The 17087-nt window shown below is 66.1% G+C and carries 11 protein-coding genes and 1 pseudogene; 7 read left to right on the top strand and 5 right to left on the bottom strand.

Going from position 1 to position 17087, the window contains the following annotated elements; genetic code table 11:
• The 4 genes from ACZ6YG_RS37480 to ACZ6YG_RS37495 all read left to right on the top strand — a co-directional run bounded on the left by ACZ6YG_RS37480 (position 1) and on the right by ACZ6YG_RS37495 (position 6516).
• A complete protein-coding gene (locus ACZ6YG_RS37480) occupies positions 1-1206 on the top strand; it encodes an acyl-CoA dehydrogenase family protein (RefSeq protein ID WP_148036157.1) in 1206 nt (401 codons plus the stop codon).
• A 79-nt stretch (positions 1207-1285) separates the two neighbouring features.
• Positions 1286-2572, top strand: coding sequence for an AfsR/SARP family transcriptional regulator (locus tag ACZ6YG_RS37485; RefSeq protein WP_466020589.1), 1287 nt, complete (start codon positions 1286-1288; stop codon positions 2570-2572).
• Positions 2573-2739: 167 nt separating this feature from the next.
• Positions 2740-3663 (top strand): LamG domain-containing protein, encoded by a 924-nt coding sequence (locus ACZ6YG_RS37490; RefSeq protein ID WP_466020590.1) that lies wholly within the window; start codon positions 2740-2742, stop codon positions 3661-3663.
• 66 nt (positions 3664-3729) lie between these two features.
• Positions 3730-6516 carry an AfsR/SARP family transcriptional regulator gene (locus tag ACZ6YG_RS37495; RefSeq protein ID WP_466020591.1) on the top strand — a complete coding sequence of 929 codons (2787 nt, stop codon included), beginning with the start codon at positions 3730-3732 and terminating at the stop codon, positions 6514-6516.
• A 6-nt stretch (positions 6517-6522) separates the two neighbouring features.
• On the opposite strand, the pseudogene ACZ6YG_RS37500 reads toward ACZ6YG_RS37495, so the two are convergent.
• The 3 genes and pseudogenes from ACZ6YG_RS37500 to ACZ6YG_RS37510 form a co-directional block, all read right to left on the bottom strand.
• Positions 6523-6840: pseudogene (locus ACZ6YG_RS37500) on the bottom strand (TY-Chap domain-containing protein); the annotation flags it as partial.
• Between the two features lie 21 nt (positions 6841-6861).
• Positions 6862-7770, bottom strand: coding sequence for an ROK family transcriptional regulator (locus tag ACZ6YG_RS37505; RefSeq protein ID WP_466020592.1), 909 nt, complete (start codon positions 7768-7770; stop codon positions 6862-6864).
• A gap of 305 nt (positions 7771-8075) precedes the next feature.
• Positions 8076-8507: a hypothetical protein gene (locus ACZ6YG_RS37510; RefSeq protein WP_466020593.1), complete on the bottom strand. Its 432-nt coding sequence runs from the start codon at positions 8505-8507 to the stop codon at positions 8076-8078.
• A 320-nt stretch (positions 8508-8827) separates the two neighbouring features.
• Between ACZ6YG_RS37510 and ACZ6YG_RS37515 the strand changes: the two genes are divergently transcribed.
• Entirely contained in the window at positions 8828-11143 is a 2316-nt protein-coding gene (locus ACZ6YG_RS37515) for an NACHT domain-containing protein (RefSeq protein WP_466020594.1), read from the top strand.
• 70 nt (positions 11144-11213) lie between these two features.
• Here the strand turns inward: ACZ6YG_RS37515 and ACZ6YG_RS37520 are convergent, their stop codons facing one another.
• On the bottom strand, positions 11214-12149 hold the full coding sequence (locus ACZ6YG_RS37520) for a hypothetical protein (RefSeq protein WP_148036150.1): 936 nt from the start codon (positions 12147-12149) through the stop codon (positions 11214-11216).
• A gap of 152 nt (positions 12150-12301) precedes the next feature.
• Between ACZ6YG_RS37520 and ACZ6YG_RS37525 the strand changes: the two genes are divergently transcribed.
• The gene (locus ACZ6YG_RS37525; RefSeq protein ID WP_466020595.1) at positions 12302-12964 is read left to right on the top strand and encodes a DUF6461 domain-containing protein; all 663 of its coding nucleotides are present in this window, start codon (positions 12302-12304) and stop codon (positions 12962-12964) included.
• A 595-nt stretch (positions 12965-13559) separates the two neighbouring features.
• On the opposite strand, the gene ACZ6YG_RS37530 is transcribed toward ACZ6YG_RS37525, so the two are convergent.
• Positions 13560-15542 (bottom strand): hypothetical protein, encoded by a 1983-nt coding sequence (locus ACZ6YG_RS37530; RefSeq protein WP_466020596.1) that lies wholly within the window; start codon positions 15540-15542, stop codon positions 13560-13562.
• A gap of 913 nt (positions 15543-16455) precedes the next feature.
• Between ACZ6YG_RS37530 and ACZ6YG_RS37535 the strand changes: the two genes are divergently transcribed.
• Positions 16456-17087 (top strand): helix-turn-helix domain-containing protein (locus tag ACZ6YG_RS37535; RefSeq protein WP_466020597.1); only part of this gene is annotated, 632 nt, incomplete at its 3' end.

Below are 17087 nucleotides of genomic sequence, written 5' to 3' on the forward strand. Positions count from 1 at the left end.
ATGGACTTCGCTCTCTCTTCCAAGGCTCAGCGGACCTGCGACGAGATGTGGGACTTCATGCGGTCCCACGTGTTCCCGGCCGAGCCCGTGTGGGCGGCGTACCTCGCCGAGCACGGGCCGCACGAGCACCCGCCGGTGATGGAGGACCTCAAGGCGGAGGCGCGGCGCCGCGGCCTGTGGAACCTCTTCCTGCCCAAGCTCTCGGGGCTCTCCAACGTGGAGTACGCCGCCGTCGCCGAGATCTCCGGCTGGTCTCCGGTGCTCGCCCCCGAGGCGATCAACTGCCAGGCGCCCGACACCGGCAACATGGAGACCCTCGAACTGTTCGCCACCCCCGAACAGCGTGAGCGGTGGCTCGAACCACTCCTGGAAGGGCGGATCCGCTCGGCGTTCGCGATGACCGAGCCCGACGTCGCCAGCTCCGACGCCACCAACATCCAGACCCGGATCGTCCGCGACGGCGACGAATACGTCATCAACGGCCGAAAGTGGTTCATCACCGGCGTGGCCGACGCCCGCTGCGAGATCTTCATCGTGATGGGCAAGACCGACCCCGACGCGGAGACGTACCGCCAGCAGTCGATGGTGCTGGTCCCCCGCGACACCCCCGGCCTCACCATCGAACGGCACCTGCCGCTCTTCGGCTACCAGGACCAGCACGGCCACTCCGAGATCGTCTTCCGCGACGTCCGCGTCCCGGCGGCCAACCTGCTCTCGGGCGAGGGCGACGGCTTCATGATCTCCCAGGCCCGTCTGGGGCCGGGCCGCATCCACCACGCCATGCGCGCCATCGGCATGGCCGAGCGGGCCCTCGCCCTCATGGCCGACCGGGCCAAGAGCCGGGTCGCGTTCGGCAAGCACCTCGCCGACCACGCCAACGTGCAGGACGCCATCGCCCAGTCCCGCATCGACATCGACCAGGCCCGGCTGCTCGTCTACGACGCCGCCTGGAAGATCGACCAGCACGGCGCCAAGGGCGCCCGCAAGGAGATCGCCGCCATCAAGGTCGCCGCCCCCGCCATGGCCTGCGCCGTCATCGACCGCGCCATCGAGCTGTTCGGCGGCGCGGGCATCTCCGACGACACCCCTCTGGCGTACTTCTACGCCTGGGCCAGGGCTCTGCGCATCGTCGACGGCCCCGACGCCGTCCACCGCCGCACCATCGCCCGCATGGAGCTCAAGCGCACCCCGCCGTACGTGGGGTGAGCGGTTGCTGAAACCCGCCAGCGAGAAAATCCGCCGGATCGTTAGAATTCCGGATCTCCGCTGACGACGGGAGCTTCGCTTGAGGCTGGAGATCAGGTTGCTCGGCCCGCTGGAGGTCGAGGCCGACGGCGACACGGTCAAGATCGTCGGAGAGCGACGGATCGGCGTGCTGGTCCGGCTCGCCCTGAACGCGGGACAGGCCGTACCCGCCGAGCTGCTTCTCTCCGACGTGTGGGCGAGCAGCACCGCCGCCACCGCCGCCAAGCAGTTGCACATCGTGGTCTCGAAGCTGCGCGAGGCGTTCGCCGCCCACGGCGGCGCGGAGGCCATCGAGACCGTCCCCGGTGGCTACCGGCTCGCGGTCGAGCGGGATCAGGTGGACGTCCACGCCTTCGCCCGCCTGTCCATGCAGGCCCGCGCCGCCCGTGCGGAGACCGCCGACGCGTTGTTCCGCGGCGCGTTGGAGCTGTGGCGGGGGCCGGCGCTGGCCGAGGTGGACGCTCCCTGGGCGGGGATCGAGGCGGAGCGGCTGGAGGCGGAGCGGCTGACCGTGCTGGAGGACCATGCCGAGCTGCGCCTGGCCGCGGGTGACCACCGAGCCCTGGCCGGCGACCTCGCCGGGCACGTCCGGGCGCACCCTCTTCGGGAGCGTCCCGCCGCCCAGCTCATGCTCGCCCTGTACCGTGACGGGCGGGCACCCGAGGCGCTCGACGTCTACCAGCGCCTGCGTCGCGTCATGGTCGGTGAGCTGGGCGTCGAGCCCGGCGCCGAAGCACGCCGGCTGCACCAGGCCATCCTCGTCAAGGATCCCGTGCTTGACCTGCCTGAGGTGCGGCAGATCACGCCGACCGCTCCGGCGGGGCTCCCTGCCGACATCCAGGAGTTCACGGCGCGGACGGCCGAAGTGGAGCGACTGCGCGCCGACCTGGCGAGCGACGCCGCGGTCATCGTGATCGACGGGCCCGGCGGCATCGGCAAGTCGGCGCTCGCCGTACATGTCGCTCATATCGTCGCCGAGCGCTTCACCGATGGCGTCATCTACGTCGACCTGCGTGGTTCCACTGCCGGGCTCGCCCCCCTGGCCCCGATCGAGGCGCTCCGCCGCCTGCTGCGTTCCCTGGGTCTGGACGGCGCCGCCGTACCCGCCGGCACCGAGGAGGCCGCCGCCCGCTACCGCTCGCTCACCGCCGCGGGCGACCTGCTGGTCATCCTCGACAACGCGCACGACGTACGCCAGGTCCGCCCGCTCATCCCGGCCGGGCGGGGCTGTCGCGTCCTGATCACCAGCCGGGATCCGCTGGCCACCCTGAACAACGCCCGGCACCTGCACCTCGGCAGACTCGACGAGCGTACTCACGTGGGGTGATTCGTAACGGCACGAGGGACGGGTATGCCGGGAGCATGTACCGCCGTGATCGTTTTTCACCATCTGCCAGGCCTGATAGAGGCCATGCCGCCGTTTCCTACTCCGCCGCCGCGCAAAGACCTACGACCCGGACCATTCTGGCCGCGGCGGCCCTGGGCGTCTCGACGGTGTGCCTTCCGCATCCGGCCACGGCGGGCTCCCCCGGCCTGAGCGCCTACGACGCGCTGGTGCTCTCGCACCGCCCGGTCGCCTACTGGCGACTGTCGCACCCCTCAGACGGTACGGAGAGCGACCGCACCGGCAACGGCCACAAGGGGACCTTCCACGGCGTCACCAGCACGGTCCGCCTGCCCAACCAGGACGGCGCCGCCGTCTTCGACGGCTCGTCAGGATATTTCGAGATTCCCACCGCCAAGCAGTTCCACATCTCCACCACGGGCGCGTTCACCATGGAGGCGTGGATCAGGCCGCACACTCTCCAGTTCGCCGACGGAAACCAGACCGGCTACGTCCACTTCATGGGCAAGGGCACGAAGTCGGGCAGCGGCGGCGATCGCGAGTGGGCGGGTCGCATGTACTCGAAGGTGAACAAGGAGAACCGGCCCAACCGCATCTCCGGCTACGCGTGGAACCTCGACGGCGGCTTCGGCGCCGGGGCGTTCGTCCAGCAGCCGGTCAAGGTCAACGAGTGGATCCACTACGCCGTCACGTTCGACACCTCGGAGGGCGCGTACGGCAAGGTCCGGATCTACCGCGACGGCGCGCTGGCGGGCACGGACAACCTGGTCTATCGCCCCGGCACGGACGACGAGGTCGTCATCAGGCCCAAGCCGGGTCCGGCGCCCGTCCGGGTCGGCACCCGCGACGGAGGGTCCTCCTTCAAGGGGGCGATCGGAAAGGTCGCGCTCTACGACCGCGAACTCTCGGCAGCGGAACTGCGCTCGCACTACGCCGCGATGACCGGACCGGCCACGCCGGACCTCGACTCTGACGGCGTGGGCGACGTCTTCTCGGCCGCCACCCGGACGCCGACCGTCTGGACCGGCAGGGGCGGCAACAGGGTCGGCGCCGGCCGGGCACCCTATCTCTGAGGAAAGCCGCCGGACCGTCGCGAGACATACCGGCGATATACCGCACTCTCGTACATTCCTTCCCTGATGACACTGGAGATCGGGTTCCTAGGGCCCTGGCAGATCAAGGTGGACGGGCAGCCCGTACGACTGGCGGGCCGCCGCCGCGTCGCCGTGCTGACGCGCCTGGCGCTGGACGCCGGCCGGCCCGTCACCACGCGTCAGCTCGTCGCCGACGTCTGGGGGCAGACCCCGCCCACCACGGCCGGCAAGCAGCTCCACATCGTGGTGTCGAAGCTGCGTGACGTGCTCACCCCCGGCGCCATCGTGACCGTGCCCGGCGGCTACCTGCTGGACCTGCCCCGCGCGCAGATCGACGCGCACCACTTCACGCTGCTGGCCGGCCAGGCACGGACGGCCCGCGATCGGGGCGAGACGGGCACGGCCGACGGGCGGTTCCGGCAGGCGCTGGCCCTGTGGCGGGGGCGGGCCCTGGCCGAGCTGGACGACCCGTGGGCGCAGGCCGAGTCGAGGCGGCTGGAAGAGGAACGCCTGGCCGTCTTCGAGGACCACATCGATCTGCGGCTGGCCGCGGGCGACCATCACGCGGTGGTTGCCGACCTCGCTCCGCACGTGCGGGCCCACCCGCTGCGGGAGGGACCGCGCGCCCAGCTCATGCTGGCGCTCTACCGGGCGGCCCGGCCGGCCGAAGCGCTCGCGGTCTACCAGGAGGGGCACACCGCCCTGGTCGAGGAGCTCGGCCTCGAACCGGGCGCGCGGCTGCGCCGGCTGCAGGGCGCCATCCTCACCAGGGACCCCGCACTCGACCTCGCCGCACCGGCGCGGTCCAGCATGATCATCCCCGCTGAACTGCCCGCCGACACCCGGTCGTTCACCGCCAGGCAGGAGGAGGTGAAGTGGCTGCGTGAGGCGCTGCTGCACGCGGACGTGGCCGTCATCGACGGGCCCGGCGGCGTGGGCAAGTCGGCCCTCGCCGTTCATGTCGCGCACACGATGTCCGGACGGTTCCGCGACGGCGTCATCTACGTCAACCTGAACGGCGCCACCCCCGGACTGCACCCCCTGCCCGTGCTCGACGGCCTGGGCCACCTGTTGCGGTCGCTTGGGTTGGACGGCTCCGCCGTACCGGCCGACGTGGAGGGCGCGGTCGCCCGCTACCGGTCGCTCACGGCGGCGGGCGAGCTGCTCGTCATCCTCGACAACGCGCTCGACGCCCACCAGGTACGGCCGCTCGTCCCGGCGGGCGCGCGCTGCCGGACCGTCATCACCAGCCGCGCCGCCCTGACCACGCTCAACGACGTCGGCGACGTTCGTCATCTGCACCTTGCCGGGCTCGCCGACCGGGATGCCGTCACGCTGCTCTCCAGGATCGCCGGTCCCGACCGCGTCCAGCGCGAGCCGGAGGCCGCCGCGGAGATCGCCGGCCTGTGCGGCGGCTTCCCCCTGGCCGTCCAGGTCGCCGCCGCCCGCTTGGCGGCCCGGCCCGACTGGCGGCTGGCCGACCTCGCCGGCCGCCTCGCCGACGCCACCCGGCGCCTGGACACCCTGCAGTACGACGACCTGGCGGTACGCGCCAGCATCGCGGTCAGCCACCGGCACCTCCGCGAGGAGCCCAGCGGCCACGACGCCGCGTACGTTCTCCCACTCCTGGGCCTGCTCGACACGCCGACCCACACCCCGGCCGCCACGGCCGCCCTGGCCGGCTGGCCCGAGCCACGGGCGGAGGCGGCGCTCCGACAACTCCACGGCACCCGGCTCCTGGAAGCCGTGAGCCGCGACCGGTACCGCTTCCACGACCTCATCCGCCTGTACGCCAGAGAACAGGCCGCCGGCGAGCTGTCCGAGACGGACCGCGCGGCCGCGCTCCACCGCGGGTTCCACCACTACCTGGCCACGGTCAACACCGCCACACAGCTCGTGCACCCCCAGGTGCAGAATCCCTATTACGGGGCGGAGCAGCCCGGCGTCGCGCTCGCCGACGCGCGGGAGGCCGGCGAATGGACCGAGGCGGAGCGGGACAACCTCCTCGCCGTGACCCATCAGGCGATCGAGTCCGCCGACCCGCCCGTCGCCCTCGGACTGGCCCTGGGACTGCACATGCCGTTCAACTACCGCGGCTGGGTCACGCACCTGGCCGACGTCCACCTGCACGCGATCGAGGTGGCCGCCCGGTGCGGCGACTGGGCCGGTCAGGGGCAGGCGGGCAACTACCTGGGGTGGGTCTACCGCGACCAGGGGCGCCACGAGCAGGCGATCGAGCAGCTGGAACGGGCCGCGGTGTGCTGGGAAAAGGCCGCCCTGCCGCACCGGAGAGCCGGATCCTTCAACAACCTGGGCATCATCAACACCATGCTGGGACGGCTCGACCTCGCCCACACCCACCTGTCACGGGCCCTGGCCATCGCCGAGGAGATCGGCGACGGCTACGCGCGCGGGGCCATCCTCAACAACCGCGCGCACGTATTCTACCGGCAGGGCCGGTTCGATGACGCCATAGCCCAGGCGAAGGAGGCGACCGCGGTGTGGACCGGCACCCTGTACGGGGAGGGCCTGTCCCGCGCGACCCTGGCCCGCGCCTACATGCACGCCGGGCGCCTGGAGGAGGCGGCCGACACCTACAGGGTGGCGCTGACGCTCCTGCGCGAAGGCGGATACCGCATCGGCTACGCCGTGGCCTCCTGGTGGTCCGGCCAGACCCTGCACACCCTGGGCCGGCCCGCCATGGCGTGGAGGGACTGGCACGGCTGCTTCACCGCACTGCTGGAGTCCCGCCTGCTGACCCGCTCGGAGGTGGACGAGCTGCTCGATCAGCCTGTTCCGGACATGCCGCGGCCGATCAGGAACATGCTGTAGGACCACTCACCCGGTTTCGCGCAGTCCCGCCACCGCCATGGCCGCGACTCGGCGGTAATCCTGGAGGGCCGGCCGTTTGAACTCCACCCACCAGTTGTCGACGTGGCCAGGGTCCGGCAGCTGCCATCCGGTGCGGGGGATCGCGCGCCAGCCGGCGGTGTCGGGTCGTGACTCTGGTTCCAGATAGGCATCGCCTGTGAGCTCGGCGGCCAGCAGCTCATCGAGCTTGCAGAACTGCGCGAATCTGGGCGAGGCGGCCGGATGCTTCTCACTGATCACCAGGTACGAGGTGTCAGGCGCATCCGAGAGTTCCGTCGCCAGGCTCTCGGCGAGATCTGCGAGGGCTCACTGTGCTGTGGAATCGAGTGCGTCCAACGGGCCGGCCAGGACGCGGGAGAAAGCGAGTTCCACAGCGCCGACCAATGAGGCGTCATAACGCAGCATCGAGGTGCGCAGCCCCACCCGTCGGGAGACGGGCAGGACACTGGCCGCCACCCTCGCGCGGACCTGGGGTGCCGCACCCTGGTAGATGTCGCCGAGTGTGCCGCCGAAGGGATTAACGATCATGTGCCCGAGTTCGGCGCCGTAACCGTCGTCCCCGCCCAGCAACCTGCCGCCCACGATGATGCCACCACCCACCCCGACATCCCCATGCAGGTAGACCAGATTCTGGTGGCCGATGCCCGCTCCGCGTTCAAGCTCGGCCAGCGCACCCAGGTGGGCTTCGTTGCCGACAGCCACGGGCAGCCCCAGCCCCAGCCGATGGCTGAGCGCGGGCCCGAAATCCAGGTTGGTCCAGCCCACGTTGGGAGCCAGGAGCACCATCCCGTCGGCGGCCCTGACCAGACCGCAGTACGACGTGCCGACCCCGAGGCACCTCGCGCTCCGGGGCGCCGCGTCCACGAGCTCGCGGCCGAACCCGGCCAGCACACCGACCACCTCGTCGAGATCGGCATGCCTGCGCCGCCGGGGCGCCTCCCTGCGCTCCAGCACCAGACCGCCGAGCCCGACCCTGGCGGCGACCAGCCGATCCACCGCCACATCGAAGGCCAGCACATACCACCGGCCGCTCTCAGGCCGCACCACCAGCGACGGCCGACCCACCCGGCCCGTCGTACCCGAAGCCTCCTCGCGCACCAGACCCGCAGCCGTGAGCTGTGTGGCCAGCGCCAGGATCGTGCTGCGGTTCAGCCCCAGCCGGTTCGCCAGCGCCGCACGCGAGATCGCCCCTGCCAGATGCACCTGCCGCAGCACCGCCCCAAGATGGTGTCTGCGAATTTCCTCCTGCGGAGTGTCGCCCCTCACGACACTGATAGTGCCATATACCAAGAACGCGCACGAGGCACCGGGAAGCGGTTGTCGGCGTATCCTTTTTTCTAGTAGAGGCGAGCTCGCGCAAACCTATCTACGACCTGCCTGCGTGATACTGGAGAAAACAATTCCGCAAAAATTCAAGCGTCGGATGCGATGGGTCTTGCACGTGATTTCAAGTTGTACGACTTGCCTTAGCGCTCACGACAGGCCCGATCGGCTGCGGGTTTGCTTTTCAGGAGGAGCTCTTACCTCGTGAGCTTCACGGCGAACACAGGGAACGAGTACTCGACCTGCTCATCCGGGCCGGCCGCCTCCTCAGCGGAGACTTCCCGCAGATCAGCCCACGGCACCACACCCGGATGTACATCAGCAGCCATCAGGGCAAGCACAGGAGCGGGATCGTCCACGCAGCGGAACCGCCCTCCGAACGGCAGGTCATCCGGCTCGACCGAAGCCACCGAACACCGCAGCTGACCGGCCTGCTCGTCATACCAGGCATAAAACGTCACCGGCCCGACAGCATCGACGAACCGTGCGCCGAGCCGCTCACCAACCGCGACAAGAGCCCGCTCAACGGGCCGCACGTCGAAACCCTCCGCGTCGACGGCGAACGCCACCAGATTGCTGCGCGCCGCCGCATTCACATTCCCTCGGTTGAGGATCAACTCCTCGTCCACGAAGGACAACACGGACTGCGCGAGACCGTCCGACACTCACTATCTCCGCTCACCGACACGTTCTTGGACGAGTGCGACTATCCCACGGGTCAGACCACCGGGGCCATCCGTCGCTCTTCCCGATCCTCATCAGGCGACGTTCGGTCAACGACCAGGATTGTGCCTGGACACGCGCGAGGAAGGTTCCCAGCGTAAAATGAATCCAGCCAGGCCACCCCGTATTGGGGAGACGGCTATGCAATCAGCTTCGCCGGCGAATAACGGGTTAATCGGATGGGTGGGTTGCCGTGGGTTATCGGCGCAGGCCTGCAGGTCGTTGGGTGCTCCTGCTCCTCATTGCCGCAATCGTCACACTTCTGCTATGGGTGGGCCTGACCGTCTTCAACAACGGAATGGATGCGGGCAACCATGTCGCGGGAATCGCTTCCGCGATCTTCGCAGCGACGGCCTTGTACCTCCAGGTTCGATCGTCGCAGTCGCAGTCCCAGACACGTCCGGACGCGACCGACACGGATATACGGGTCGAGTCCACGGCCCGTGTTCTGGCCCTGCGCGTGCAGGAAATCAGCCAACAAGAGGAACGCAACTGGCGCATCGGCGATCCATGGGCGCTGCGGGTGCGATGGCGCACCGCCTCTGATGACGTGGTCGACCACTGGGAGAAGATCCAAGCCTTCACGGCCGACGGCGGTGACAGACCTCTGCCGCTGACTGGCGATCTCCCCGGCGTTCACAGCCTCTACCAGAGTGTCCCCACCGGCCGCCTGGTCATCATCGGCCGGGCCGGGGCGGGGAAGACCGTACTCGCCCACCGGCTGATCCTTGAGTGTTTCAACCACCCTGGCGATTCGCTCCGCGTACCGGTGTTGTTCAGCCTCGGCAGCTGGGACCCGAGCCGCACCGGCCTGCACGACTGGCTGGCCGACCGGCTCATCGGCGACTACGCCTTTCTGGAAGGTGTCGACTCCACCGGGACCCCGTTGGCCAGAGTGCTGCTGGAAAGCGGACGGATCCTGCCGGTGCTGGACGGCTTCGACGAGATCCAGCAGCATCACCACGGTGCGGCCATCAGCGAACTCAGCCGTTTCGACGGGCCGTTGATCCTCACCACCCGGCCTGACGAATACGCGGCCGCGGTCAGTGCCACCAGAGCGCTCAGCAGGGCTGCCGCCATCGAACTCGAAGACCTCGCCCTCGACGATGTCCAGCGCTACCTGCAGGCCGTCAGCGGCAAGACCCGCACCGCCCAATGGGAGTCGGTCTTTTCGCACGTACGCACCCGTCCCGACGACGTCGTCAGCCGGAATCTCGCCGCGGCCCTGAGCACACCGCTTCTGGTCATGCTCACCCGTACCATCTACAACGAAACACCACACCAAAACCCCACGGACCTACTCGACGGCGGCCGGTTTCCCACCCAGGACGCGCTCGAAGAACACCTCTTCAGCGCTTACCTCACCGCCCTCTACGACCCACGCCGCACCGTCCGGTCCGGCGCCGGAAGGGCGACCTGGACCGACCACCAGGCCCGGCACTGGCTCGGCCACCTCGCCGACCACCTCGCTCGGCTCAACACACAGGACCTCACCTGGTGGCGACTCGACGCCACCCTCCGCCGCCGGACTCGCGTCCTCGTCACCGGCCTAGTGGCCATGCTGGTGGGCGGGATCGTGGGCGTTCTGAGCTACGTCGTCGCCAATCAACTGTCTGGGGCGCCGGTCGGAGGGGCCCAGTTCCGTGAAGGACTGCTGGAAATGGGAACCGGCCTCGTCGCGGGCCTCGCCGCCGGACTCCTGAACGAGACCAGGACCAGGCGCGGAGGCACTGGCCGGAACCCCGAACGGTTGCGCCTGGGTCCTTCCCGGCAACCCCTTCCCGCACGATCGCGGGTTCTGCGCGGGATCGGCGTCGAACTCGTCATCGGGCTCTCGGCCGCTCTCCTGTTCTCGCTCGCCTCCTGGCTTATCTGGGGCGTCGCGGACGACGACCCCTCGAACTCTTCCGCCAGAAATTTCGTGTGGGCCTTCGCGCCGTGGCTTCACATCACAGGCACAGCCATTTACGTGGCGGCCGGTCTCATCCTCGGCTTCCTGGTCGGAATCTCGTACGCGTTCGTGAACGCGGTCGTGTACGTGTTCAGCGGGCCGAACGACCGGAATTCCGCGGTGAGTCCCTGGGACTTACTGTCCATGGACCGTGGGGTGACGCTTTTCCGCGTCGGCATGGTCGGATTCGCGGTCTTGCTGATGAACTTCGTCCTGGTGGGCAATCAGTACGGCGACTTCCCGAGTGCAGCGTTCCTGAGGCAGGGCCTCCTCTACGGCCTGCTGTACGGATCCTTCGCCGCCCTGACCCGGCTCGTCCTCTCGGCGTGGGGAGGCTGGCTGCTCTTCGCACGCTTGTGGCTCCCGCTCTGCGGCCGGCTGCCATGGCGGCCGAAGCTCTTCCTCGATGACGCTTACGACCGAGGCGTACTGCGGCAGTCCGGCGCCGTGTACCAGTTCCGCCACGTCAGGCTCCGCGACCATCTTGTCGACCAGCACCGCACCGAAGGCCGCGGCGTCCCGGAAGAGCCGGCGGCCCCACGTACGGCAAACGACCACGTGGCTGAGCAGGAAGCGCCGGAACAGGTCTGACGTGCGAAACGCATGGGTTGTCGAACAGTGCGATATGAATCACGGACGCTCACCGGCGATCGGTCGTCGCTCACCGAGTAACGAGATCTTCGAAACCCAGCTTCAGCCAGCTCTGCCCCACGACGACATGAAGCTCACTGCCTCTACCCAGCACAGTCGCCGTCCTGGGCACCGGTCGCCCGTTGGGCATCACCAGCCATGCGGGACGATCCACCGAAAAGGCTTCTCCTCGAATGCTCCCAGCGACCAGCCGGCACCGGTTCCCGCCATAGCCGCCGACGAAAACGACTCGATCATCGGCGACCACAAGAGCCTGAGCGCCGCGCACCTCCGTGAACCAGCCGGCGATCGCCGCAGCTCGGATTCGCACGATGGGGAAATTGGTGTAGTAGTAGGCCCAGGCATCCTCCCCCGCCACATTCAACGCGTAGCAGTCGAAGATCCCACCGAACTCTCGGTCGTACGGAAAACGCCACGCGATGTCCAGGTCAGACCGAAAGCGAATCAGTCCAGCGGAGCCGATAGGTGCAGGGCTGTCCGCCTCTCCCCATCCGCGGCTGCCGCACACCCCTTCGTCGAAGTAGCTCACCCATATCTCACCGGAAGGCGTCGTCTGCACGTCTTCAATTCCGTCTCCCAGCACACCCTCTCGCCGGCGCTGCCCGTCGGCATCGTAGATGGCGGCGTTGCACTCGGCAGCCCCGTTACGCCAGCGGCACCGCGCACCCACCAAGAGCACGCCCCCGTCCGGCAGCGGCTGGGCAATGAGGTGCGCGAGTGACTGCCCGGCGATGGGCACCATCGTCGCCCGGTGAGAACCGTACGTGGCGACATGCACCGAGACGGGCGCGGCCGTACGTGAATCGGGGAAAGACGCCCCACTTGGTTCGACAGTCCGAGCGGTCAGCGCTTCGGCGTTCTCCCGCGACGCCCACACGACAACAAGTTCTCCCTCGGGACCCGCCGCCGCACTCACCAGCTCCGCACCCTGGAATGGTGCGACCAAGTCCGCATGGTGCCGCAGCCTCGCAACGCCCGCCTTCCGGCTTCTCCCGCTTCGGCCTCGCATGGGGGACACATTATTGATGGCTTGGCTGGATCGTGACTGGCCGCCGATCTCGAAGCTGATTGTCGGTACGGCCTGCCACCATGTCCCGCATGACGACATCCGACCCCTTGGCCCAGTTCCAGTGGCTCAACGTGTCCGAGAGCTCGGGCGGCGGCGCACTGGGCGTGATCTTCAGCGTGGCCTTCTTCCGCGGGCTCGATCCGGCGGAGGTGGTGCGCCGCTTCAGCCGCGGTGAGAGCTCCGGCCATGAGTCGGACTTCGGCGAGCTCAGCGACAAGGCCTACGAGTTCGTCGACAAGACAGACGGTGGGTATGGCGGCGGCTACGTGGGCGTCCTCAAGGCCGGCGAGTGGTGCGTGGCCATCGAGCCCCACGGTTGGATGGTCACGCTCCACGAGGTGGTGACCGAGCTGTCGCGGGGTTGTGAGGTGCTGGCGGTCACCCGGCACGACTACGCCGCCGAGCACAGTTTCGAGTACGCGATCGACGGCACGGTTGTCACCGGTTACCGACTACGACACCCGCACGAACGCTACGGCTCCGACCCTGACCGGCTCAACGGCTTTATGCGGGAGCTGGGCATGGGGCTGGACAAGCCGGAGGACGAGGCCGCGTGGGACGCCGCTTGGGAGGACAACTACGACACCGCTGTGCCAAGGGGCTTCGCCCTGGCGGCGAAGGTCACGGGGGTGCCGTTCAGGCCGGACATGCTCGACCGCCCGATGCTCGTGGGGCCTATTTTGGAAAAATGATCGTTTGTGCCATCCAGCAGCACTCTCTACTCGGAGTACCACCTGACCGCCCTGGCGGTGCCAGGGGGTTGCCTCCCACGAAGGCGTGGGAGGCGGTCAGGGGCGGGGTCTAACCGCCGACCTTCCGCTTTTCAGGCGGAGCAATCACCCTGATCGGGTGATCGAAAACGTGATCAAGCGCGCGTGTCCAGTGCCACGCATGCGTCGGCCTGAGAGGACGTTGCTATCAGTGCTGCTGTCACCTCAGCCAAGAGCACCGGGTGCCGGTGCCCGACAACGGAGGGCCCCGGCGTCGATCGCCCCGACCATCTTCGTCGAGAAGCGAAGTGAGCGATCGTCACGGCTTTGACACTGTCGGTCGCCCCAAGGGGTTCGCCTAGAACGTCTGCCGGAAGCTGATTACTAGGCCTCTCTAGCCGGGGCGATTAATCCCAATCTGGACGCTCTCATCCCAGCCGCAGCAGGTGCCACTGCAAGCGACCCGTCGAGCGGTGATCCGACCGCAGGCCATGCACCCGATAGGCCAGGAGGTGACGATCCTTCGAAGAGTTGCCGACATACTCCTAATGAGCGGTCGCCACCGACCGCATGACCTTCAATCACTGACATCAGTCTCGGCAGCGGCGGACTTTAGTGAGATCTTCAGGGATGAAGATATAGATATATCATGCATGATCGCAGCCAAACGCCTACACAAAGCACCCTCAGTAGACTGTGCAGTCAGGAGCAAATATAGCTCGCTGACACTAGTTTTTAGCACTCGGATATCTTCACCAATTAGCGTCACTTCAACCCGTATGATGGCATTCTGCAGATTATGTCGAGCGCGTTCAACCGCACGTACAGCATGATGAAGATTGCGTACCGACTCCAGCTGCTCTTCGGATTTGTGCGAGTAATCCGAGAGATCCAAGCCCTTCTGCTCATAGTGGCTTGATGCTATACGCTCGTATTCGTCACAGTAACGAGAGATCGCTGACCTCCCGATACCGCCACCATCGCAAGCTGCAAGTCCCTCCAAGGACTGGCTATAAAGACTCCACGCCTTCTCGTAGAAGCCGATAGCGACACTCCAATCAAATGTGAATTCCGCCATGGCACCGAGAGTTTTCATTACATTACCTTGGCCGGCCCAATCCCCAATTTTTTCATACTTGTCAGCGATTCGCGTATACAAGTCTACAATATGGTTGATATCGACACTGCTGACTAGCTCGCCTTTTCGAGCGTTGCAGTGCTTCACAATAGTGTTGAGTCCCCACGGGATGGGGGCATCACGTACGTGTTCCGCCGCCTGATATAGATCAGAGTGAGGGCCATAATCGTTTCTATGATAGAGCAGGTCCGCTAGACCATTCGAAACATATGCGCAGCCCAATCCATCTTCCATAGAGCGAAGCAAGCGATCAATTTCCATGTATACGTTTGCAGTATGAACCCATCTATCGCCATCGGCGGCTACAGCACTAAGACTTCGCGCCACCTGCGCTCTGCCGTCCAAATCTTCAATCGAGATGTACAGCTCCCAAGCACGTTGAAATAATTCAGCAGCAGTCGCATAATCGCCTTCGGCGTAGGTAATATCACCTAGCCCTTTGAGTGCATTAGCCTGGCCCTGTACATTTTGAGCTCTCTCGCAGAGCATCAGAGCTTGGCGAAAAGCGGTCTTTCCAACAGTAAACTTATCGCCCCAATAGGCATGCTCCCCAAGAGCAAGGGAATCAGTCGCCTCTGCGTACGTCAGAGCATGCTTGATGAATTCTTCGCAAGCATACCACTCGCCCTCTTCATATTGCTTCAAGTCGACTAAGTAGTCGAATACATCTACCGCCTCTTCTCCCGCGAGTAGGGCCGCTGTCCCGTAGCGAGGGCGCGTTGCCCACTCCCACGCATCTTCAATCGACTCTGGCCTCAGCCGATGACCACCCGCGTCGGCTAGAGGCATCTCATGTAGCTGATCCAACAATGCGCGTGGAATAGGTCCGAGAAAGCCGGCCCTCCTGCAATCAATAGCAGCTGATACGAGTGCGGCGCCTCTTGGATTAACTCCGACATCCCACGCATTTTCATAGTCAGATTGGAGAGCAGGACCCGCCGCCAAATATTCTGCTACGCCAAATGTGGCGCTATGCTGAAGCGCCATCGCGATGCGTGGATCTTTAAGTAGAGCATGAGCACAGTCTAGCTCCTTTTGGCTGAACTTCCTCCGAATTCGAATTTGATATGCCTGCTCGAATATCTCTCGTATATGGCGTTCAGGTTGTGGACCTGCGCCATCAGTTTGCGGGTCTCCTTGCAAAAGACGCGCTTGTTCAGCTGAGCGAATGGTTGCCAAGATTACTCTAGCAGGACCGGTTTCACTCAGCAGGCGGGCGATATCCGTTTTTGATAACCCGCCAGGACGCAAGTAGAACTCCAGGTCATTCAACCATAGAACCGCTTTTCGGCATCGTAAAGCGTACGTGATGGCGACACTCAGGCCGTCTACCCCACGCGGTGCGATCAAGGTATGGTTGCGAAGCATATGGCGCATGGCCTCAAATGCAGCACGCGACTTACCTGCGGTGGAGTCTCCCACGACCAGAATGAATCCACCTTCTTCGAGTTGTGCGCGCAGCTCCGAGTCAATATCTCGAGCTATGTAAGGAGGTACGTGCGCTTTGCGCCTCCCGCGATTTTGAAGCGGGATGGACGGGTGGATTCCAAGTGCGATTGGATCAGTAAGCTTCCGCACCTTAGGAGGGACCCCGCTCCTAAGAGTCAGACATTCGTCTCTGAGCTTTTGAGCCACGTCGTCTCTAAAGGAGACAACCCTTTTATAGCGGTCCTGCCAAATGCCCGCAAGTACAAGAACTATCGCCGCGCCGGCCGCGGCTCCGCCAAGAATCCACGGACTATTTACCTTAGCCGCTGCAAGAATAGCGGGAACTGCGGCTACTAGAGTTAGCACTGAGACGATTATGAGAATTTTACTCTCTCGCCACCGGCCGCCGTCCACTTGCTACTCTCTCACCATTGGGTCAGCCATAACAAAGCCTTCAGGCCCATCTATAAGCAACAAGAAGTTCCTGGCGATCCTATTCGCACTTTTCCGGGCTACGTATTTTATGTCATGGGTAGACGCTGTAGTTAGAAGTACCAATACACATACCAGCTTACGGCACGCGTCATACCCTAGATGATGAAGCGCACGTACCTAGGTCTAGCTTGTACCAGTCAATCTGCCAAGAGCAGCATGCGAATCCTCGCGTCGCTCCTTAGCTTCCGATCACGATGGTCGCGCGCGTTGGCGGTGCTGGCCGAGGACCGGCCGGAGAGCCGCAGCGCGGCCAGCGACCGCCTCACGCGCGGCAGGCCGCCGCAGACGGGCTGCCCTTGATGACGTGCAGATAAGTTGCTTTCTGGGCTGCCCGTAGCTGTGTCGGGTCTCATGACGTTCGTGACACATCGTGCTCAGGACATGCGTGACACTTCGCTGAGTGCTGGTGGAGTTGAGCGTGGTCGAGCAGCGGTATCAAGCCGTGCTGCAGGTGCTGTCAGGGGCGAGTGTCACCGAGGTCGCCCGCCGATTCGGAGTCTCCCGTCAGGCCGTTCATCGATGGCTGGGCCGATACCGCGATCAGGGGCTGGCCGGGCTGTCGGACCGCTCCTCGCGCCCGCGGTCCTCGCCGGCCCGGACACCGGCCGCGGTGGAGGCGCTGATCTGCGAGCTGCGGCGTAACCATCCCCGCTGGGGAGCCCGCCGGCTGGTCTGGGAACTGACCCGCCGCGGCTGCCCCGGGCCGGTGCCGTCGAAAGCGACGGTGCACCGAGTGCTGGTGCGCCACGGGCTGGTGCAGGTCACCCCCCGAGGCCGGCGACGCGAGGACTACACGCGCTGGCAACGCTCGGAGCCGATGCAGTTATGGCAGATGGACATCGTCGGCGGGATCATGCTGGCCGACGGTACCGAGTGCAAGATCGTCACCGGGGTCGACGACCATTCCCGTTACTGCGTCGCCGCCACCGTGGTGGCACGCCCCACCGGGCGGGCCGTCTGCCTGGCCCTGGCCGACGCTCTGAGCCGCTACGGCATCCCCGATGAGCTGCTGACCGACAACGGCAAGCAGTTCACCGCCCGGTT

The sequence above is a fragment of the Nonomuraea sp. NPDC054003 genome (genome assembly GCF_055585125.1).

Coding starts and splice junctions, on each gene's coding strand:
- ACZ6YG_RS37480 (WP_148036157.1), top strand. CDS start 1: ATGGACTTCGCTCTCTCTTCCAAGGCTCAGCGGACCTGCGACGAGATG.
- ACZ6YG_RS37495 (WP_466020591.1), top strand. CDS start 3,730: ATGACACTGGAGATCGGGTTCCTAGGGCCCTGGCAGATCAAGGTGGAC.
- ACZ6YG_RS37525 (WP_466020595.1), top strand. CDS start 12,302: ATGACGACATCCGACCCCTTGGCCCAGTTCCAGTGGCTCAACGTGTCC.